Genomic DNA, 20,855 nt, shown 5'->3' on the forward strand with positions numbered 1-20,855 from the left:
ATAGGGACGGGTTTTTTGTACTTTAGGAATTTTATCTTGGAAGCTTTACTGCAGTTGAAATTCTAAAATCCTAAGTAAGGAAAGGTACAATTTCGTTACAAGTGAGACTATTACTACAATTTTTAAATGGAGGTATGTGAGGATGAATATTCAAGAAATGATTTTGACCTTGCAAAAGCATTGGTCAGACCAAAATTGCATCATCATGCAAGCATATGATGTAGAAAAGGGTGCAGGTACGATGTCACCAATGACATTATTACGAAGTTTAGGACCTGAGCCTTGGAATGTAGCATATGTTGAGCCGTCAAGACGGCCAGATGACGGGAGATATGGGGAAAATCCTAATCGACTTTATCAGCATCATCAATTTCAGGTAATTATGAAGCCATCACCTGATAATATCCAGGAACTATATTTAGAGTCACTTGAGAAGTTAGGGATCGACCCATTAAAACACGACATTCGTTTTGTGGAAGATAACTGGGAAAACCCAACCTTGGGTGCTGCTGGTCTTGGTTGGGAAGTGTGGCTAGATGGGATGGAAATTACGCAGTTTACTTACTTTCAACAAATTGGTGGTTTGGAAGCAAGCCCAGTGACTGTTGAACTTACTTATGGAATTGAGAGACTTGCATCCTATATTCAGGATAAAGAAAACGTTTTTGATCTGGAATGGACAAATGGCGTAACGGTAAAAGATATCTTTTTCCAACCTGAATATGAACATTCTGTCTATACATTTGAGGAGTCTAACACAGATATGCTGTTTCAGTTATTCGAGATGTATGAGCAGGAAGCAAAGGTGACGATGGAAAAAGGGCTTGTATTTCCTTCTTATGATTATGTTCTTAAATGTTCTCACACCTTTAATCTTTTAGATGCGAAAGGTGTCATCTCTGTAACAGAAAGAACGGGGTACATTGGAAGAATTCGTAATCTCGCTAGAAGTATTGCTAAAGCTTATGTAGCGGAACGGGAAAGACTAGGCTTTCCTATGCTTCAAAAGGAGGAGAAGTAAATGGCTAAGGACGTTTTACTAGAAATTGGACTTGAAGAATTACCTGCCCGTTTTGTGGATGATGCAGAAACACAACTAAAAGAAAAAACAGCTAATTGGTTAAAAGAACAGCGTATTTCTTATGCAGCCATTAGCAGTTATTCTACTCCGCGCAGACTAGCAGTTCATATTACAGGAGTAGCAGAAGAGCAGGAGACTATTGAAGAAGAAGCAAAAGGACCAGCCGAGAAAATTGCCAAGGATGAAAGTGGTAATTGGACAAAAGCAGCTATAGGGTTTACAAAAGGACAAGGAAAAGATGTTTCAGACATCTATTTAAAAGAAGTTAAAGGTACGAACTATATATATGTCTCCAAGGTTATTAACGGCAAGTCGACTGATGAGCTGCTTCCAGCCTTAAAGTCCATTATTGAATCTATTCAATTTGGTAAAAACATGCGTTGGGGCACTCAAACATTGCGTTATGCAAGACCAATTAGATGGATTGCCGCTCTATTTGGTAATGAGGTAATATCTTTTGAAGTGGCAGGTGTGGCTACAAATAATGTTACATATGGCCATCGCTTTTTAGGAGACAAAGTTACGTTAAACCATCCAAATGAATATAAGACAAAGTTAGAAAATAGCTATGTAATTGTTGATTCGGGTGCCAGAGAGAAGTTAATCCTTGAAGCAATAGAAGCAGCAGAATTAGAGCATGGCTACAAAATACCTGTTGATAAAGAGTTACTTACAGAGGTACGAAACCTTGTGGAATACCCTACATTATTTATCGGGTCTTTTGAAGATCAATATTTAAAGCTTCCTTCAGAGGTGCTCATTACTTCTATGAAGGAACATCAACGGTACTTCCCTGTTAAATCAATGAAAGAAGAGCTTTTACCGTATTTTGTTGGTATTCGTAATGGGGATACAAATGCACTGGAGACAGTAATAAAAGGGAATGAGAAAGTACTTCGTGCTCGTTTATCAGATGCTGCCTTTTTCTACAATGAAGACAAGAAACATTCTATAGATTTCTTCCAAGAAAAATTAGATAGAGTAGTTTTCCAGGAAAAACTTGGAACAATCGGAGATAAAATGAAGCGTGTTACAGGTATTACAGAACTGTTATCGGAGCGATTAAACAGCGTAGAGGTATTAAGGAAAAATGCTCTAAGAACAGCTGAGATCTGTAAGTTTGACCTTATGACCAACATGGTAAATGAATTTACCAAGCTACAAGGTATTATTGGCGAAAAGTATGCACGACATTTTGGAGAAGAAGAAGAAGTTTCTATAGCGATAAAAGAACATTACTTACCTGTACAGGCAAATGGTGCGTTACCAAAGAGTGAGATTGGCGCAATGGTTAGTGTTGCAGACAAGTTAGACACGATCGTTGGTTGTATAGCCATTGGACTTACACCAACAGGTTCACAAGACCCGTATGGTTTAAGACGACAAGCGTTAGGAGTAATGCGGATACTAGAAGCACGAGGATGGGATATTACGCTTGAAGAAATGTTGGATTTCACCTTGCAGTTAATAAAAGAAACAGGAATTGACACGAATGATGACTTGGAAGTAAAACAAGAGCTGCATACCTTTTTTACTGCTCGAGCTAGTTTTATCTTAAAAGAAGAAAGTGTGGAACAGGATATAACACAGGCTGTCTTGCATGAGAAGATTGGCGATGTATCGTACACTATTTCAAAAGCAAAAGTACTTTCTGAAAAAAGAAGTGAGGAAGCGTTTAAGCCAGTTCAGGAGGCGCTGGTACGTCTTTTAAATCTTGCGAAAGAAATGGACGCAACTGATGTGGACCCTAACTTATTTGAGACTGACTCAGAAAAAGAGTTATACAACTCTTATCAAAATGTTAAAGAAACATACAATGAGAAAAAAGATAGGAAAGAGGCAAAAGATGCCTTGGATGTACTTTCAACCCTTTCTGAGTTCATCCATGAGTTTTTCGAACATAACATGGTTATGGCGGAGGATGAGCAAATTCGCGCAAACCGCTTAGCACTTGTGCAGAAGATCGCATTGCTCATTAGAGACTATGCAGATCTTGCGAAGATCGAGTGGAAACAAAACTTCTAGAATTGTCTTGCCTTAACTGATAGTAAACCCTCACTTCAAGAAATCAAATGGTAATGAAGGGCTTTAAGCGGGAAGCAGGAGCCCTTCTTACCAAATGTAGTTTCATTTTAATAGTTTCTATATTTTCTTTTTCCTTTAGTATAAGCTATAATATGAGGCAAGTATGCAATATTGATCGCCAGGTGGTGGCATAATGGAATTATCGAAAAGACAGGAACGTATTATAGAGATAGTGAAAGAAGAGGGGCCAATAACAGGAGAAAACATTGCGGTAAAGTTAAGCCTGACACGTGCAACGCTAAGGCCAGATCTGGCCATCCTTACGATGGCTGGGTTTCTTGATGCTAGACCACGTGTTGGCTACTTTTTTACAGGCAAGACAGGTTCTGAACTACTTACAGAACAAATTAAAAAGTTTAAAGTTCAGCAATTTCAACATGTGCCAATAGTAGTAAAGGAAAGTGTATCAGTTTACGATGCTATATCTACCATGTTTTTAGAAGATGTGGGAACTCTGTTTGTTGTAGACGAACATTCCTGTCTAACAGGTGTTTTATCTCGTAAAGACTTGTTGCGCGCAAGTATTGGGCAGCAGGACTTAAACAGTGTCCCAGTACATATTATTATGACAAGGATGCCAAATATAACAATTTGTAGAAGAGAAGACTTATTAATTGATGTGGCTATGAAATTAATTAATAAACAAATAGACGGAATCCCTGTTGTAAGGGATACAGAGTCAGGGTTAGAAGTCATTGGCCGAATTACAAAGACGACCATCACCAAGGTGTTTGTCGAGCTCATTATGAATGATCAAGTATAATTATTGACGGGGGGCATTTGGATGACATTGGCACCGACTGTATACGTTATTTCAGACTCTGTTGGAGAAACCGCTGAACTTGTAATAAAAGCGGGACTTAGTCAATTTAATAATGGTGAGTACAAAATTCAACGGATTCCTTATGTGGAGGATACTGGTACGATTGATGAAGTATTGCAATTAACAAAAGAGAACAAAGGGTTAATTGGTTTTACTTTAGTCGATCCGTTTTTAAGAAAATACGTGAACGACCAGGCAAGAGAGATGGATATAGAAGCGATAGATATTATGGGGCCTATGCTTGCTTCGATGGAGCGTGTATTTGATAATTTACCAAGAATGGAAGCAGGACTGGTCCACAAATTGGATGAAGATTACTTTAAAAGAGTTGAAGCCATAGAATTTGCTGTTAAGTATGATGATGGCCGTGATGCCAGGGGAATTGCTAGGGCTGACATTGTGCTAATTGGAGTCTCAAGAACATCAAAAACACCCCTGTCACAATTTCTTGCCCATAAGCGGTTAAAGGTGGCTAATGTGCCAATCGTTCCAGAGGTTGACCCTCCTGAAGAACTATTTGAGGTACATCCCGATAAATGTATTGGATTACGAATCAGCCCTGAAAAATTAAATGAAATAAGAAAAGAACGACTGAAGGCGCTAGGCCTTGGTGGACAGGCAACATATGCCAACATAGAAAGGATCCATCAAGAACTTGGCTATTTTGATGATGTGGTTAATCGCATTGGCTGTAAAGTTATTGATGTTTCTAATAAGGCTGTGGAAGAGACTGCAAATAATATTTTACATTTAATACAGGATTAAAGAAATAGTCAGAACATCATGGTTTCCAAACAACCTAACATTCTATATTCATAATAGAATGTTTTTTGTTGTTAAAAAGTCACATAAAATTACTAGGCTAAATTCTAGCGTTTTTGGCTAAAGTGTATTATAATCGTAATTTGTGTAAAGATATATATAGAAACAATCGTTCTATTTATATGTCTGTTGCATATTCTGAAAAGTAAAACATTCAATTAAAAGAAGGATTCTTTATGGAATATGTAGAAATAATGTAAAGTAAGCAACTTTTAAGTGCGTTTTAATTTGTAAAGCCTTGTTACAGGATCGTCAAAATCACGGAGCTTCATACAGTTTTTTTGTGAAGTTAATAAAAACAAAATAAACTGCACGCTTCCTGTGTAATCTATCCTTCTATGTAAAATATACCGAATGAAGGAATTTTTTCTCGGTATAGAAAAAATATTGTCGAAAATTGAAGGATTCTCTTTCGTGCACGACGAATAGTAATGATAGTATGGTGATGTCAATGGCAAATCAAATTCCCGAAACAGTTATTGAAGAAATACGACAAGCAAATGATATTGTGGACGTTATCGGGGACTATGTTCAATTAAAGAAACAAGGTAGAAATTATTTTGGACTCTGCCCTTTTCATGGGGAAAAGTCTCCATCCTTCTCTGTTACCCAGGAAAAGCAGATCTTTCACTGTTTTGGATGTGGTAAAGGGGGGAATGTCGTAACCTTTCTGATGGAAATGGAAAGTTATTCTTTCTATGAAGCACTACAGTTCTTAGCAGAAAGGGCTGGCAAGGAATTACCTGATACAGGGGTTAAAAAAGAATCTTCTCTATCAGATGAAAGCCAAAACATACTTTCCGCATTTGAATGGGTTACGAAACTTTACCATCATTTATTAAGATATGCGAAGGATGGTAAAGAAGGATACCATTACTTACAAGATCGGGGACTAGAAGAAGAGGCAATAGATGCTTTCCAATTAGGTTTTGCACCGAATGTAAAGGATTTTACTGCTGAATTTCTAGAAAAAAAGGGGTTCCATAGACAAATCCTTGTCAAAGCAGGTTTAGTTTCGCTTATGAATGATAATAGTGTAAGTGACCGCTTTCGAGGTAGGGTAATCTTTCCTATCCGAAATCATTTAGGGAAAACAGTTGCTTTTGGAGGGCGTGCTCTTGGCAAAGATCAAGAACCAAAATATTTAAACAGCCCAGAAAGTGATTTATTTCAAAAAGGAAAGCTACTATTTAACTTTGACCAAGCTAGAAAGTATATCCGCAAAGAAGGCGAAGCAGTTTTATTTGAGGGGTATATGGATGTTATTTCCGCTTACCAAGCTGATGTTAGAAACGTCGTGGCTACGATGGGGACATCCTTGACTGATTATCAAGCGAAATTGTTAAAACGCTATGTAGATACGGTTATTATTTGCTATGACGGAGATAATGCTGGTGTGGAAGCAACAAGTAAAGCCGCTGAACTATTGCGATCAGTTGGTTGTGAAGTGAAAATAGCAAGGTTAAAGGATGGACTCGATCCAGATAGTTTTATTCAAACACATGGCAAAGAAGCATTTAAGAATGAAGTAATAAAAGCAAGTGAAACCTATGTTACTTTTTATATGAGATATCACCGTAAAGCGTATAATTTAAATCTTGAAGGTGACCGTATAAAGTATATAGAAAAAATGCTTCAACTACTTGCAATGATTGATAGTCAAGTGGAACGGGAATATTACTTAAAAGAGTTAAGTAAGGAATTTGATATATCACTGGATACGCTAGCTGGTGAGTTACAGACATATCAGAATAGAAGCGGAAGACAGAAGGATAATAGCGAAAAGAACAGATATACTAATAATGGAAAAAGATCTGTACGTAATCAAAAATTACTACCCGCTTTCCAAAATGCTGAAAAAAAACTTATTACTTATATGCTACAGGATGCATCCATTGCTGAAAATGTACGTGAAGAGCTGGGCGCCGCGTTTAATGTAGATGACCACAAAATTATAGCAACTCATTTATATGCTTTTTACGAAGACGGTCATACAGCAGATGTAAGTCTTTTTATTGAACGGCTTACAGACCCAAGATTAAAGCAAATTGTGGTTGAAATTGCAATGGCCCCTGTATATGAAGATATCAGCGATAAGGAGATCAGCGACTATGTCAGGGTGATCCGCGCCCAAGCAAACGATGTTACGGACATTCAATCGCTAAAAGATCAGCAAGTAATGGCTGAGAGGCAGAATGATCCATTAAAAGCAGCTCAAATTGCTAAACAAATTATTGAAATACAAAAACATTTAAAGAATACGAATTAATTTTACGTAGTCTGGAAGGAGGGGGACTCATGGCCGAAAACAAGCCTTCAGAAACCAAAGAAAATAATGAGCCTGAACTAACCATCGAACAAGCGAAAGATCAATTGCTTGAGATGGGGAAAAAACGTGGTGTTCTAGCTTATGAAGAAATAGCAGACCGCCTATCAAATTTTGTTATCGAACCAGATCAAATGGATGAATTTTATGAGTACCTTGGAGAACAGGGTGTCGAAGTTATTGGTGAATCTGAAGAGGATCCAAATATGCAACAAATCGCCAAGGAAGAAGAATTTAATCTTAATGATTTGAGTGTCCCGCTAGGAATCAAGATTAACGACCCTGTACGTATGTATTTAAAAGAAATTGGACGAGTTGATCTATTATCAGCCGCTGAAGAAATCGACCTAGCAACAAGAATTGAGAACGATGAAGATGAAGCTAAAAGGCGATTGGCAGAGGCAAACCTTCGCCTAGTTGTAAGTATTGCAAAACGTTACGTTGGACGGGGTATGCTTTTTCTCGATTTGATACAAGAAGGAAACATGGGTCTGATGAAAGCAGTTGAGAAATTTGATTACCGTAAAGGATTCAAATTTAGTACGTATGCAACTTGGTGGATCCGACAAGCTATAACACGTGCAATAGCTGACCAAGCTAGAACAATCCGAATTCCGGTACACATGGTAGAAACGATCAATAAGCTTATCCGAGTTCAACGTCAATTACTACAGGACTTGGGCAGGGAGCCTACTCCAGAGGAAATTGGAGAAGAAATGGAACTGTCGCCTGATAAAGTTCGTGACATTCTTAAAATTGCACAGGAACCTGTGTCATTAGAAACCCCTATTGGGGAGGAAGATGATTCACATCTTGGAGACTTTATAGAGGATCAGGAAGCTGTATCACCATCCGATCATGCGGCTTATGAGTTATTAAAAGAACAACTTGAAGATGTGCTTGATACACTTACCGATCGTGAAGAGAATGTTTTACGTTTACGTTTCGGTCTCGATGACGGAAGAACCAGAACGCTTGAAGAAGTTGGGAAGGTATTTGGTGTAACACGTGAGCGAATTCGCCAGATTGAAGCTAAGGCACTTAGGAAACTAAGGCATCCAAGCCGTAGTAAACGATTAAAGGATTTTCTCGACTAAATAATAGTACGGTCATTGTTCATTTTAGGAGTTCAATGGCCTCTCCTATTATAAAAAAGAAATATGCTTGTAAAGCATTCTTTTATAGGAGCGTGAGATATGAGAGAGGAAAGAATTAATACCATTGTAACCGAGATACATTATTGGAAAGAACATCAACTACTTCCAGATAAATACTGTGACTATCTCCTAGCTCTATATACTAATGGAGAAGGAACTTCAAACACGGTTAACAACTCAGCTAAATTTTCTAGTAAAGTATTACAAATTATATTTGTCTCTATTTTGTTACCGTTCTCATTCTTTGTACTTTATTTTACGCAAATAGAGCTTGCTTTGCAACTTGGTATGTTGTTACTTTTTCTTTGTTATAGTGGTTGGACGTATGTCACTATGAAAAACAGGAATAATACGTTATATCACCTTGGTTTGATAACAAGCCTTTTTCTAGCATTCTTAAGTTTGTTGACTATAGGAAAACTACTTCATTTACAAGGCATTTATCTTAGCTTTGTGTTTGCGTTAAATTTTAGTGCTTGGATCTTTCTAGGTGTAAAGAACAGTCTAAGATATCTAGTTATTATCGGCATAATTGCTCTACTATTTACTTGCCTTTACACTATTTTGTGAATTTTAATAGGTAAACTCTTTAAACAATTTGGTTTTTCGAGTAAAATATAAATAGTCTTTTATAGCGAAATAGATTATGGGGATTACATAAGGAGGAAACGCAATGAGAAAAAACCCAGTTATCCCGTATGCATTAATAGCTCTTTTAGGGATACTTGCTGTAATTGTTATATCAATTATTGGTATAGACCAAAGGGAACAAATTCAACAAGCTGAAGAAGGGGAACAAACCGAAGAAGGTGGAGAGTCCTCTGAGGGAGAATCAGGCGAAGGGGAAACATCTGATGACCCAGAAGCAATTTTTGAATCCAATTGTGCAAGCTGTCACGGCGCTGATTTGTCTGGTGGAGCAGGTCCAGACTTGACTCAAGTAGGTAGCCGTTTATCAGAAGATGAAATTCAGGATATAATTATTAATGGCCAGGGCTCTATGCCACCTGGAATGGCAACGGATCAAGAAGCTGAAGTCTTGGCTTCATGGCTTGCGGAAAAACAGTAGTTTATATCAGATAGTTAAGCTTTCTGCCAATTACGACAGAAAGCTTTTCTTATTACATAGAAAAATAAGACACAATAGAAAGTTGAGATAGTTATGTCATTTAATGTGAATTTATCTGAAAGATTAAAGCAGGTAGCTTCTTTTTTGCCAACAGGAGCATTGTTCGCTGATATTGGGTCTGATCATGCATACTTACCATGCTATGTTTGTCTACAGGATCAAACTTCCCAAGCGATAGCTGGTGAGGTGAATGAGGGCCCTTATGAAAGTGCACTAAGAACTGTACAGCAATTTAAAATGGATGACCGGATAGATGTGCGTTTAGGGAATGGTTTGGCTGTTCTAGATCAACAGGAAGTAAATCAATTAGTTATAGCGGGAATGGGTGGCTCGCTAATCCGTAATATTTTGGAAGAAGGCAAGGACAAGCTTGATGCAGTCAATCACATTATTGCACAGCCAAATATTGATGCCAGAAGCGTAAGAAAATGGTTTATAGAAAATGGTTATGTATTAGAAAATGAGGGAATTTTAGAAGAAAACGGCCATATTTATGAAATTTTATCAGCTAAGAGAGATATAAGAAAGTCCCCCTATCAAGAAGAAATTAAAGAAAGACAGCTGCTCTTTGGCCCATATTTGATGAGAGAAAAAAACACTGCCTTTTTTAATAAATGGCTCCACGAATATGAAAAGCTACAACGTGTCCTCGTGCAAATGGAGGAAGCGAAGGTAAAAGATCAAGCAAAGGTACTACAATTCAATTTAGAATTAAAATGGATGGAGGAGATAATCAATGAAATCGATAATCAAAAATAAACATATTTTTGTAGCGATGGAAAGGCTTGCTCCAAAATCACTAGCCTATGACTGGGACAATGTGGGATTACAAGTGGGCTCTTATGATGCGCCTGTTTCAAAAATTATGGTTACGTTGGATGTACTAGAAGACGTTGTAGACGAAGCGATAGCAAAGAATGTAAGTTTAATAATAGCTCACCATCCTCTGCTATTTAAACCAGTTAATCAACTTCATACTGAAACTGCTCAGGGGCGTGTGTTAAAAAAGCTTTTACAGCATAATATTTCCGTTTACGCTGCACATACAAACTTAGATATTGCTGAAGGTGGCGTGAATGATGTACTATGTGAAAAACTAGGAATAACAAATACAAAGCCTCTTATCGTAGAGGGAGCAGAACAGCTAAAAAAGTTAGTAGTTTACGTTCCCCAGACCCACCAACATCAAGTTAGGGATGCAATGGGGAACGCAGGTGCTGGGTATATCGGAAATTACAGTCATTGTACCTTTCAGACATTGGGAGAAGGAACATTTAAGCCATTAGCAGGCACAGATCCGTATATCGGTTCTCAAGATAAAATGGAGTTTGTACAAGAGGTAAGAATAGAAACAATTGTCCAAGACAGTCTGTTGCAAAAAGTACTTGCTGCAACCAAAGCAGTACATCCTTATGAAGAAGTAGCCTACGATATCTTTCCACTCAAGACTGAGGGACAGAAGTACGGGCTGGGGCGTATTGGTAAGCTGAATAATGGCATGTCACTTCGTGAATTAAGTATGCTAATAAAGGAACGATTGGACCTTCCGGGAACACGTGTGACAGGCGACTTAGATAGTCAGGTGAAAAAAGTTGCCGTACTAGGTGGGAGCGGAGAAAAATATATCCGTGCAGCACGTAACGCTGGTGCAGATACCTTTATTACTGGTGACTTGACCTTTCATTCTGCTCAGGATGCTTGGCAAATGGGACTTTCACTCATTGATCCGGGACATTACGCTGAAAAAGTAATGAAAGAATCCATTCTGCAATATTTGGAGAAGGAATTTTCAACTACTGATATTAAATTACTGGCATCCTCAACCAACACAGATCCGTTTCAATTTATTTAAAATACAACTAGTATAAAGGAGTTCTATACAAATGGTACAAAACAGTTTTAAAGAATTTACCTTTCATCCAATAATGCATGATGTTATAGAGAGATTAGGATTTAAAGAACCTACTGAAATACAGAAGAAAGCTATACCATCAATTTTAAAAGGTACAAGTGTAATTGGACAGTCACGCACTGGTTCTGGTAAAACACATGCGTTTTTACTACCTATGTTTAACCAAATAGACACGAACAAAAGAGAGGTACAATTTGTTATTACCGCTCCTACAAGAGAACTTGCTACACAGCTTTACGATGAAGTAAAACGTATAATTCATTATGCAGATAGAGAGAAGCAATGGGTTGCAAAATTATTAATTGGTGGTACTGACAAACAAAAGATGGCTGAAAAATTAAAACAGCCCCCCCATATTATTGTAGGAACACCTGGAAGAATTCTTGATCTAGTAAAAGATGATGCCATTTCCATTTATTCTGCAAAATCCTTTGTAGTAGATGAAGCAGATCTAATGTTGGACATGGGTTTTATAACAGATGTTGATCAATTATTGGTACGATCAGCAAAAGACATACAGCTATTAGTATTCTCTGCAACTATACCGCAACGCTTACAGCATTTCTTTAGAAAATATCTGGAGAACCCCTTATATGTAAAGGTTCAGGATCATTTTTCGCCTGAGACAATGGAACATCAACTCGTTGCCTTAAAACACCGTGATGAAGCGCAGCTTATCTTAGAGATTTCCCAAACAATTCAGCCTTATTTAGCAATAATATTTACCAACGGAAAAGAGAAGGCAAACCAATTAGCAGATTCATTACTACAGAAAGGATTAAAGGTTGGTCTTATCCATGGAGGTTTAGCACCGAGAGAGCGTAAACGTGTGCTCAAAGAAATTCAAAACCTTCGTTATCAATATATTGTAGCAACAGACTTAGCATCACGTGGGATTGATATCAAGGGTGTTAGTCATGTGATTAATGCTCAGCTACCAAAGGAAGAGGACTTTTATATCCATCGTGTGGGACGAACAGCTAGAGCAGGTATGGAAGGCACAGCGATTAGTATTTACCAGGATGACGATATTAAGCTGATTCAAAAACTAGAACAAAAAGGTCTGACATTCACCTATACAGATATACGTAAGGGCGAGTGGATTGAAGCTAAGCCATGGAATAAACGTACACTCCGTTCTAATACAACGACTGATGCGGAAAAAGAAGCATGGAAACGTGTGAAAAAAACCAAAAAAGTAAAACCTGGTTATAAAAAGAAAATGAAGAATCAGCAGACGAAGATAAAAAGAGAAATTGCTCGTAAAAATAGATTTAAAAAATAAATTACACGGGAGAGGTGCTTAAGTTGTTAAAGATTGGATCACATGTTTCAATGAGTGGGAAAAAGATGCTGTTAGGTTCAGGTGAACAGGCCGTTTCTTATGGAGCTAATACGTTTATGATTTATACAGGGGCCCCGCAGAACACTAGAAGAAAGGCAATCGAAGAACTAAACATTGAAGCAGGTCGCCACTTTATGGACCAACATGGAATACAAGATATCGTGGTGCATGCTCCTTATATCATTAACATTGGGAATACAACAAAGCCACAAACATTCGAGCTTGGTGTAAACTTCCTAAGCAATGAAATAGACAGGACAGCAGCAATTGGTGCGAAACAAATTGTACTACATCCTGGTGCCCATGTCGGTGCTGGAACAGAAGAAGCTATAAAGAAAATTGTCGAAGGACTAAATGAAGTACTAGATAAAGAAAAAGATGTACAAATCGCGCTAGAAACAATGGCAGGTAAAGGGTCTGAGATTGGAAGGACCTTCGATGAAATTGCCAAAATCATCGATGGTGTGACCCATAATGAAAAACTGTCCGTATGTATGGACACCTGTCATATTCATGATGCAGGCTACGATATTGTTAATGATTTTGACAATGTACTTAATGAATTCGACAAGATTGTTGGCGTCGATCGTATCAAGGTTGTCCATGTTAATGACAGTAAAAATGAAAGAGGGGCACACAAAGACAGACACGAAAACATTGGTTTCGGTCATATTGGCTTTACAGCTTTACATAAAGTCATACACCACCCTCAATTAGAAGAACTACCAAAGATTCTAGAAACACCATTTGTAGGAGAAGATAAAAATAATAAATATGCTCCTTATAAACATGAGATTGACATGATTAAATCCGGTGAATTTAATAGTAATTTAAAAGAAGAAATAATGGGAAACTAAAAAAATGCAGGAATGCTATTTAGCATATTCCTGCATTTTTTTATTCAAATAAATGTTCCATACCATAGGATGTAATCAGCTCTTTAAAAAGCTTGTGTGCTTTCCTGGCAGTCGATATATCTGTTCTTTTCGCCAATTCTTGAAGCATTAAGTTACGACCTCTTTCCGTAAATGGGTCAACGTCATGTGTTTTTAAGTAATTGGCAATGGAATTAGCTTCCTCGTTTGTAATTGTAAATCCGTATTGTTTAGCGTGTTTCAATAAATCTTCCTGCGATAGCTGTTTTAACTTGGAAGTTATCATTTGTTTTATAAAAAATGACATATCATTTCCCCTTTATATTGTTCTATTTAGTAACATATGCCTTAAAAAGGAATGTGGTTACTGGAAAAGTATTTATCTGATACCAGAATGTACCATAGGTATTTCGGATATTTATCCATAGACTAAGACAGCACCTCAAGTATATAAAGGAGGTTCCTAACAATGGATGAGTTTAAATCATATCAAGATAAGAACCAAGTTGAACAAGCCCCTAATCATGGTGAAAACCGTAAAAACCAAGATTATGTTGGAGTTGAACCGGACAGCACAAGAGACGAAGAGTACGCTGCTGAGTTAACCGCAGATGATTATAATGCCTCCCTCATGGAAGATGCTAATGCAGATTCAGATATGGAAACTGATGTGAATTACACTTATGGCTGGATTGGAATTGCGCTATCGGCCATTTCATTTTTCATGTGGCCAGTTATTATGGGAGCGGCAGGGATAATTTTCGGTTTTGTTTCAAGAAGCAAAGGTGCTGACACACTTGGAAATATAGCGATTGCAGCTGGAGCTGTTTCAATCGCCATAACGTTATTTATACTGCCATTCATCTAAATAGAAATATGGCTAAGGGCTGAACTTTTCAGCCCTTTTTTTATTATTAAAGGGAAGTGTCATATGGGGGTTCTATACGTTTAATTAGAAGCTTATTCATTCATAAACAGGAAAGTAATAATATTGGTCAATTTTAATTTGAAAAGGGTCTACGTCCGGATTAAGTAGTTTAAAATCAGTAATTACATTTTCTACATTTAGTTGGGATATGGGAGAGTTAATTTTCTCGATGACCGAAAGAACAGTGTCACTATGCTGTACTTTTATTTGTTTCGCAGTATAATTTAAATTAATTCTGTTATCATTAGGAATGGTTGGCAAACTTCCTTGTGTTAAATCCGTATAGACTGCAGCTATAAGGAATAAACATAATATATATACTGACCATCTTTTAAAGAAAGACATATTTATTACCCCCATTTTGAAACTAAACAGTTTTTCAAACGTACTATTAGATGTAGGGAGGAGGATTTCTCTTGGAAATATTAAATTGGGAATGGATTGCGCTTGTCATTACTGGGTTTGGAACGTTATTTCTAATCGGTGAAGTACTTGTTAATATGCGTGGTTTTTTTGGATTATTAGGAATTGGATTTATAACGGTTTATTTTGGAGCTTATGTTGATTCAGATTCTGTTATTCTTATGCTTATTATTTACTTTATAGGATTATTACTTATCATTATTGATGGGAAATTACTAAATGATGGCACCCTTGCAACAATTGGACTTGCAGCTATGCTAACAGCAGTAGCATTACCTGCCCCTAATTTGACATCTGGTCTATATGCTGTTTTAGGCGTATTATTAGGTAGTGGCGCATCTTTCTTATTTTTAAAGGTATTTAAACGACGGGCAATGTGGAATAAGTTAACCTTAAAGGATCAGCTTTCAACAGAAGCAGGGTACAATTCGATTAATGAGACATATTCCTTACTTGTAGAACAGGAGGGTATTACCCTAACTGATTTGAGGCCAGTAGGGACCATACGAGTCAATAATAAAGATTATAGCGCTGTATCAAACGGGCAATGGATACCAAAAAATACTCCAATCAAGGTTGAAATGGTCGATGGAACGAAAATTTTAGTAGAAAAAAAATAATACAACAAATAAGGAATCTTTTATAAACCAATTGGTTTGTAAAAGATTTTTTATTTATCCTGTGATTGTATTAGAACAATAGGAGTAGGGAATTTAATAATAGGGAAACGTTATATGGTTTGTAAATTTAATGTTAAGATTGCAAACAAATCCTTTACAAACTATTTATATTTATTAATAATAGTTTAAGTATGCGACAAATTTCTACATGAGTGAAGGGTGGTAAAAAGGATTGGAATTAGATCTGCAAACACTGTTATTTGAATTTATCGGAGGGTTAGGGATCTTTCTTCTTGGTATTAAATATATGGGAGAAGGGCTGCAAAAATCAGCAGGAGATCGTTTAAGAAACATTCTTGATAAATTTACAAGCAATCCTTTTATGGGTGTTTTAGCTGGAATTATTGTAACTATCTTGATTCAAAGTAGTTCAGGTACAACTGTTTTGACAGTTGGTTTAGTAAATGCAGGATTTATGACTTTTAGGCAAGCAATTGGCGTAATTATGGGAGCAAATATCGGGACAACCGTTACAGCGTTTATTATTGGAATTGACATAGGAGAATATGCTCTGCCAATTATAGCACTCGGTTGTTTCTTACTGTTTTTCTTTAAACACACACTAGTTAATGCAATTGGGCAAACTGTATTTGGTTTTGGAGCATTATTTTTTGGTCTTGAATTGATGAGTAGTGGCATGTCACCACTAAGAAGCCTAGAATCATTTCAACAGCTAACTGTTAATATGAGTGATAGTCCAATACTTGGTGTTGTGATTGGTACAGTATTTACATTAATTGTCCAAAGTTCGAGTGCCACCATTGGGATTCTTCAAGGTCTATTCTCAGAAGGTGCAATTGAACTTAGAGCAGCTATACCTGTGCTTTTTGGGGACAACCTTGGCACGACGATAACAGCAGTTCTTGCGTCTATTGGTGCATCGGTAGCAGCAAAGCGTGCTGCATACACGCATGTTATTTTTAATCTGGTTGGTGCAACCATATTTATTGTTTTTCTCGGAGTTTTCACCCAGATAATTACTTATCTGCAAGGACAATTTAACTTGAATTCGGAAATGACGATTGCTTTTGCCCATGGAACCTTTAATATTACGAATACAATTGTCCAGTTTCCGTTTATAGGTGCGCTAGCGTGGCTTGTAACAAGAATTATACCTGGGGAAGATACGGTTGTAGAATACAAACCAAAACACTTGGACCCCATCTTTATTCAGCAGTCCTCTACATTGGCCTTAGACCAAGCGAAGGCTGAGGTTATCCGAATGGGGGAATATGCTTACCAAGGTTTAGAAGAAACAAATCTTTATTTGAATAACCATTCACAAAAGAACTCTGAGATGGCAATGCAGGTAGAAGGTGCATTAAATAATCTTGACCGTAAAATCACCGATTATTTAGTGAATATCTCTGCAGGCTCTTTAACAGAGCTAGAGAGCATCAAGCACACTGCCCTTATGAACTCTGTACGTGATATTGAACGAATTGGAGATCATTTTGAAAATATTATAGAATTAATTGACTATAAAATCTCTAATAAAGTAAATCTTACTGATAAAGCTAATGAAGACCTTAACGAGATGTTTGATCTAACGATTGATACGGTGAAACAAGCTATTTTTGCGCTCGAAAAAACAGATCGAGAGGAAGCTTTAGCTGTAGTTCAAAAAGAAGATCAGATAGATAAAATGGAGCGTAACTTTAGAAAGAAACATATTATACGTATGAATGAAGGGTTATGCAGTGGTTCTGCTGGTATTGTATTTGTTGATATTATAAGCAACTTAGAACGAATTGGGGATCATGCGGTTAATATCGCAGAAGAAGTGCTAGGAGAAGATTAATAATGAACAGAGGGAGAGTCTAATGGACTCTTCCTTTTTCATTAGTAGCACTTTCTAATTAATAATAAATTCCACATGGAAATGTCTAAATAGAATGAAATTAAATTTCTTGTTGAAATTGAGTTGGTTAAGTGATATATTATATATTGTCGTTTCCGAGGAAATACTACATAGTTTGTAAAAAAGATTAAATTTATTTTAAAAAAGTGATTGACAGATTTTGTCGAACGTGGTAAATTATATCTTGTCGCCGAAACAATGCGTAACAAAAACAGCTTATAGAACGGTTACTATAGTGACTACTTTCAAAGAATTTGAAAACATGGCGGTGTAGCTCAGCTGGCGAGAGCGTACGGTTCATACCCGTGAGGTCGGGGGTTCGATCCCCTCCGCCGCCACCAAATATATTATAAAGTTATGGCGGTCGTGGCGAAGTGGTTAACGCACCGGATTGTGGCTCCGGCATTCGTGGGTTCAATCCCCACCGGTCGCCCCATAAAAAATTATAGCAAAGGACCCTTAGCTCAGTTGGTTAGAGCTATCGGCTCATAACCGATCGGTCGCAGGTTCGAGTCCTGCAGGGTCCACCATAAAAACTCGGAGGTATACCCAAGTCTGGCTGAAGGGATCGGTCTTGAAAACCGACAGGCGGGTCAAACCGCGCGGGGGTTCGAATCCCTCTACCTCCTCCATACATATTTTTGTATCCTACATAAAGAAGAGTAAATATGTAATAATGGCTCGGTAGCTCAGTCGGTAGAGCAAGCCGCCACTTCAACGAAAAACTACTATGTGTAGGCTTGCGAGGAGTGCGACTTCACCGAATGAACATGCAACACGACGAGCAGACGTACTTCGAAGTAGAAACATCAAAGCTTCAACAAAGTGAAGGAAGCAATAGAATAATTTAATTCATAATGGCTCGGTAGCTCAGTCGGTAGAGCAAGCCGCCACTTCAACGAAAAACTACTATGTGTAGGCTTGCGAGGAGTGCGACTTCACCGAATGAACATGCAACACGACGAGCAGACGTACTTCGAAGAAGAAACATCAAAGCTTCAACAAAGTGAAGGAAGCAATAGAATAATTTAATTCATAATGGCTCGGTAGCTCAGTCGGTAGAGCAAGGGACTGAAAATCCCTGTGTCGGCGGTTCGATTCCGTCCCGAGCCACCATTTAAACTAATGTACAGGCAGATGCCTGTTTTTTTGTGTCTTCAGATATAGCCAAGTTGCGAGAGACCAAGTTAGTGATTATATATAGTGGGCATCAGAGCCAAGTAATATATTGGTTATGGGTAAAACTGGTATACATGCATATTAGTTGCAACTAGATGGAGGCTTTGATACTCTTTTCATAAAGGGTGGATACATTCCTTTTAATAAAACTATTTATTAGAGGAGGAACATTAACTATGGCAAAATTTGAATTACCAGAACTACCATACGCATACGATGCTTTAGAACCAACAATCGACAAAGAAACAATGAACATTCACCACACGAAGCATCATAACACTTATGTAACGAAGCTAAACGGCGCATTGGAAGGACATGCGGATCTTCAAAACAAATCGTTGGAAGATCTTCTAGCTAACCTTGAAGCTGTTCCAGAAAGTGCTCGCACTGCAGTACGCAACAATGGTGGCGGACATGCCAATCATACTCTATTCTGGAACGTATTATCACCAAACGGTGGTGGCGAACCATCAGGGGAGCTTGCAGAAAAAATCAACAGTAAGTTTGGAAGCTTTGATAAATTCAAGGAAGAGTTTGCAAATGCTGCAACAACTCGCTTTGGTTCCGGCTGGGCATGGCTAGTTGTGAACAATGGAGAACTTGAAGTAACAAGCACACCAAATCAAGATACACCTTTAATGGATGGGAAAACTCCTTTATTAGGCCTTGACGTTTGGGAGCATGCTTACTATTTGAAATATCAAAACAAACGTCCGGATTATATTTCTGCATTCTGGAACGTAGTAAACTGGGATCAAGTTACAAAAAATTATAATGAAGCTAAGTAAATAACGTTTTTAATTGAAAGAGCGCAGGGGGTAAAGCCCTGCGCTCTTTTCTATATATTCATAAAGGCAAACTGCATATCTCCATTCCTTTTGACCAAACTAATAAAGGATTCATGAAGGGGTATGATTCATGCGAAAAGTTATGCAGTATTACCAAGAAAAATTAAATATAAATAAAGATCTGCTTTTTTTATTAGTTATTGGAGGATTATATTCATTAGGAATTTTCTTATCCAATACTTTTGTAAACATATATTTATGGAAGCAATCGGGTGATTATATTACGATCGCTATCTATAATTTAGCCATCTTTCTGTTCCAGCCTGCTACATTTATCTTAGCTGGAAAACTTGCTAAGAAAGTGGATAGAGTAGTTGTTCTACGTTTAGGTGTGATTTTTTTATCGATTTTCTTTCTGAGTGTTCTACTTATAGGAGAAGAAGCCTCAAAATATAACTTTTTACTAGGAAGCTTGCTCGGGATCGGATATGGCTTTTATTGGCTTGCCTTTAACGTTCTGACTTTTGAAATTACGGAACCGGAAACCCGTGATTTTTTTAATGGGTTCTTAGGTGTCCTCCAGTCATTCGGTGGAATGATTGGACCGATACTTGCAGGTATCATCATTGCTCGTATGGAAGCAAATATTGGGTATACCGCCATTTTCTCCATTTCCTTTATTTTGTTTATACTTGCTGTTGCTTGTAGCTTTTTTCTAAATAGACGAAGAGCAGAGGGCAGTTTTTATTTTAAAAGAATTTTACAAGAGCGTCATCATAATAAAAATTGGAGAAGAATTTTGTATGCTCACACTTTTCAAGGCTTGCGTGAAGGGATATTTGCTTTTGTAATCTCAATATGGGTCTTTTTAATAACGCAAAGTGAACTCTCACTAGGTATGTTCAATCTAGTTTTGTCAGGTCTCTCTTTTGTTTTTTATTTCATTGCAACAAAGTTTATTAAAAGTAAGCTTAGAAAAAAGGCAATTCTGCTTGGTGGATTAATTCTTTACTTTTCCACTTTTATCATCTTGTTTGACATTAACTATACACAGCTGATTATTTATGCAGTATTCATTGGTATTGCCTACCCAATTATTAATGTTCCATACGTTTCCATGACGTATGATGTGATTGGCAAGGCATGGAAAGCGAAGGAGATGCGGGTAGAATATATTGTGGTCCGGGAGCTATTTGTTAATGTAGGCCGAGTTGCGTCTATAGCAGTTTTTTTGGCAGCAGTTATACTTTTTCCAGCAGAGAAGGTGATCCCAATATTACTTATTATTCTTGGGAGTGGACACCTATTCATTTACTTTTTTGTTAAAAACATTTACCTTGGAACAAAACAGAAGAAAGAGGTCTTAATAAAAGATCAGCTAACGGATGAAAAAAACCGATAGAAGCCCTTAGAATATAGAGCGAGACGTGGTATAATTAAA

Annotated in this window: 19 protein-coding genes and 5 tRNA genes; 22 read left to right on the forward strand and 2 right to left on the reverse strand. The window is 37.4% G+C overall.

Annotated elements, in window-relative coordinates:
* Positions 1–142: 142 nt before the first annotated feature.
* The 12 genes from glyQ to BN985_RS10600 all read left to right on the forward strand — a co-directional run bounded on the left by glyQ (position 143) and on the right by BN985_RS10600 (position 13,537).
* Complete coding sequence (glyQ, locus tag BN985_RS10545) at positions 143–1,021, forward strand: glycine--tRNA ligase subunit alpha (RefSeq protein ID WP_042223428.1); 879 nt, start codon at positions 143–145, stop codon at positions 1,019–1,021.
* Complete coding sequence (glyS, locus tag BN985_RS10550; protein WP_042223429.1) at positions 1,022–3,106, forward strand: glycine--tRNA ligase subunit beta; 2,085 nt, start codon at positions 1,022–1,024, stop codon at positions 3,104–3,106.
* 193 nt (positions 3,107–3,299) lie between these two features.
* Entirely contained in the window at positions 3,300–3,929 is a 630-nt protein-coding gene (locus BN985_RS10555) for a helix-turn-helix transcriptional regulator (RefSeq protein ID WP_042223430.1), read from the forward strand.
* Positions 3,930–3,950: 21 nt separating this feature from the next.
* Positions 3,951–4,754, forward strand: a complete 804-nt coding sequence (locus tag BN985_RS10560; protein WP_042223431.1) for a pyruvate, water dikinase regulatory protein — start codon at positions 3,951–3,953, stop codon at positions 4,752–4,754.
* 508 nt (positions 4,755–5,262) lie between these two features.
* Positions 5,263–7,080, forward strand: a complete 1,818-nt coding sequence (gene dnaG, locus BN985_RS10565; protein WP_042223432.1) for a DNA primase — start codon at positions 5,263–5,265, stop codon at positions 7,078–7,080.
* Positions 7,081–7,109: 29 nt separating this feature from the next.
* Positions 7,110–8,234 (forward strand): RNA polymerase sigma factor RpoD, encoded by a 1,125-nt coding sequence (gene rpoD, locus BN985_RS10570; RefSeq protein ID WP_042223433.1) that lies wholly within the window; start codon positions 7,110–7,112, stop codon positions 8,232–8,234.
* Between the two features lie 99 nt (positions 8,235–8,333).
* Positions 8,334–8,864, forward strand: a complete 531-nt coding sequence (locus BN985_RS10575; RefSeq protein WP_052360672.1) for a hypothetical protein — start codon at positions 8,334–8,336, stop codon at positions 8,862–8,864.
* A gap of 103 nt (positions 8,865–8,967) precedes the next feature.
* Positions 8,968–9,363: a cytochrome c550 gene (gene cccA, locus BN985_RS10580; protein WP_042223434.1), complete on the forward strand. Its 396-nt coding sequence runs from the start codon at positions 8,968–8,970 to the stop codon at positions 9,361–9,363.
* A gap of 93 nt (positions 9,364–9,456) precedes the next feature.
* A complete protein-coding gene (locus BN985_RS10585; RefSeq protein WP_042223435.1) occupies positions 9,457–10,182 on the forward strand; it encodes a tRNA (adenine(22)-N(1))-methyltransferase in 726 nt (241 codons plus the stop codon).
* Positions 10,160–11,275: a Nif3-like dinuclear metal center hexameric protein gene (locus BN985_RS10590; protein WP_042223436.1), complete on the forward strand. Its 1,116-nt coding sequence runs from the start codon at positions 10,160–10,162 to the stop codon at positions 11,273–11,275. The genes BN985_RS10585 and BN985_RS10590 overlap by 23 nt, the downstream gene beginning before the upstream one ends.
* Positions 11,276–11,306: 31 nt before the next feature.
* Positions 11,307–12,620, forward strand: coding sequence for a DEAD/DEAH box helicase (locus BN985_RS10595; protein WP_042223437.1), 1,314 nt, complete (start codon positions 11,307–11,309; stop codon positions 12,618–12,620).
* A 23-nt stretch (positions 12,621–12,643) separates the two neighbouring features.
* Positions 12,644–13,537: a deoxyribonuclease IV gene (locus BN985_RS10600; protein ID WP_042223438.1), complete on the forward strand. Its 894-nt coding sequence runs from the start codon at positions 12,644–12,646 to the stop codon at positions 13,535–13,537.
* A 40-nt stretch (positions 13,538–13,577) separates the two neighbouring features.
* Here BN985_RS10600 and BN985_RS10605 read toward each other — a convergent pair whose 3' ends face one another.
* Complete coding sequence (locus BN985_RS10605; RefSeq protein ID WP_042223439.1) at positions 13,578–13,862, reverse strand: DUF2624 domain-containing protein; 285 nt, start codon at positions 13,860–13,862, stop codon at positions 13,578–13,580.
* Positions 13,863–14,024: 162 nt separating this feature from the next.
* On the opposite strand from BN985_RS10605, the gene BN985_RS10610 reads away from it, so the two are divergent.
* Positions 14,025–14,423 (forward strand): MATE family efflux transporter, encoded by a 399-nt coding sequence (locus tag BN985_RS10610; protein ID WP_042223440.1) that lies wholly within the window; start codon positions 14,025–14,027, stop codon positions 14,421–14,423.
* Positions 14,424–14,519: 96 nt separating this feature from the next.
* Here the strand turns inward: BN985_RS10610 and BN985_RS10615 are convergent, their stop codons facing one another.
* On the reverse strand, positions 14,520–14,828 hold the full coding sequence (locus BN985_RS10615; RefSeq protein WP_042223441.1) for a hypothetical protein: 309 nt from the start codon (positions 14,826–14,828) through the stop codon (positions 14,520–14,522).
* A gap of 71 nt (positions 14,829–14,899) precedes the next feature.
* Here BN985_RS10615 and BN985_RS10620 point away from each other — a divergent pair, with 71 nt between their 5' ends.
* From BN985_RS10620 to BN985_RS10660, 9 genes are all read left to right on the forward strand, one after another.
* The gene (locus BN985_RS10620; protein WP_042223442.1) at positions 14,900–15,526 is read left to right on the forward strand and encodes an NfeD family protein; all 627 of its coding nucleotides are present in this window, start codon (positions 14,900–14,902) and stop codon (positions 15,524–15,526) included.
* Between the two features lie 232 nt (positions 15,527–15,758).
* Positions 15,759–17,387 carry a Na/Pi cotransporter family protein gene (locus BN985_RS10625; protein WP_042223443.1) on the forward strand — a complete coding sequence of 543 codons (1,629 nt, stop codon included), beginning with the start codon at positions 15,759–15,761 and terminating at the stop codon, positions 17,385–17,387.
* A 324-nt stretch (positions 17,388–17,711) separates the two neighbouring features.
* Positions 17,712–17,788, forward strand: a tRNA-Met gene (locus tag BN985_RS10630).
* A 19-nt stretch (positions 17,789–17,807) separates the two neighbouring features.
* A tRNA-His gene (locus BN985_RS10635) sits at positions 17,808–17,883 on the forward strand.
* A gap of 17 nt (positions 17,884–17,900) precedes the next feature.
* Positions 17,901–17,977, forward strand: a tRNA-Ile gene (locus BN985_RS10640).
* Between the two features lie 9 nt (positions 17,978–17,986).
* Positions 17,987–18,079 (forward strand) — tRNA-Ser (locus BN985_RS10645).
* A gap of 408 nt (positions 18,080–18,487) precedes the next feature.
* A tRNA-Phe gene (locus BN985_RS10650) sits at positions 18,488–18,563 on the forward strand.
* A 239-nt stretch (positions 18,564–18,802) separates the two neighbouring features.
* Entirely contained in the window at positions 18,803–19,414 is a 612-nt protein-coding gene (locus BN985_RS10655; protein WP_042223444.1) for a superoxide dismutase, read from the forward strand.
* Between the two features lie 130 nt (positions 19,415–19,544).
* Positions 19,545–20,816, forward strand: coding sequence for an MFS transporter (locus BN985_RS10660; RefSeq protein WP_042223445.1), 1,272 nt, complete (start codon positions 19,545–19,547; stop codon positions 20,814–20,816).
* Positions 20,817–20,855: the final 39 nt, after the last annotated feature.

It is taken from the genome of Oceanobacillus manasiensis (assembly GCF_000724085.1).
GTDB classification, from domain to species: Bacteria; Bacillota; Bacilli; order Bacillales; family Amphibacillaceae; genus Oceanobacillus_B; species Oceanobacillus_B manasiensis.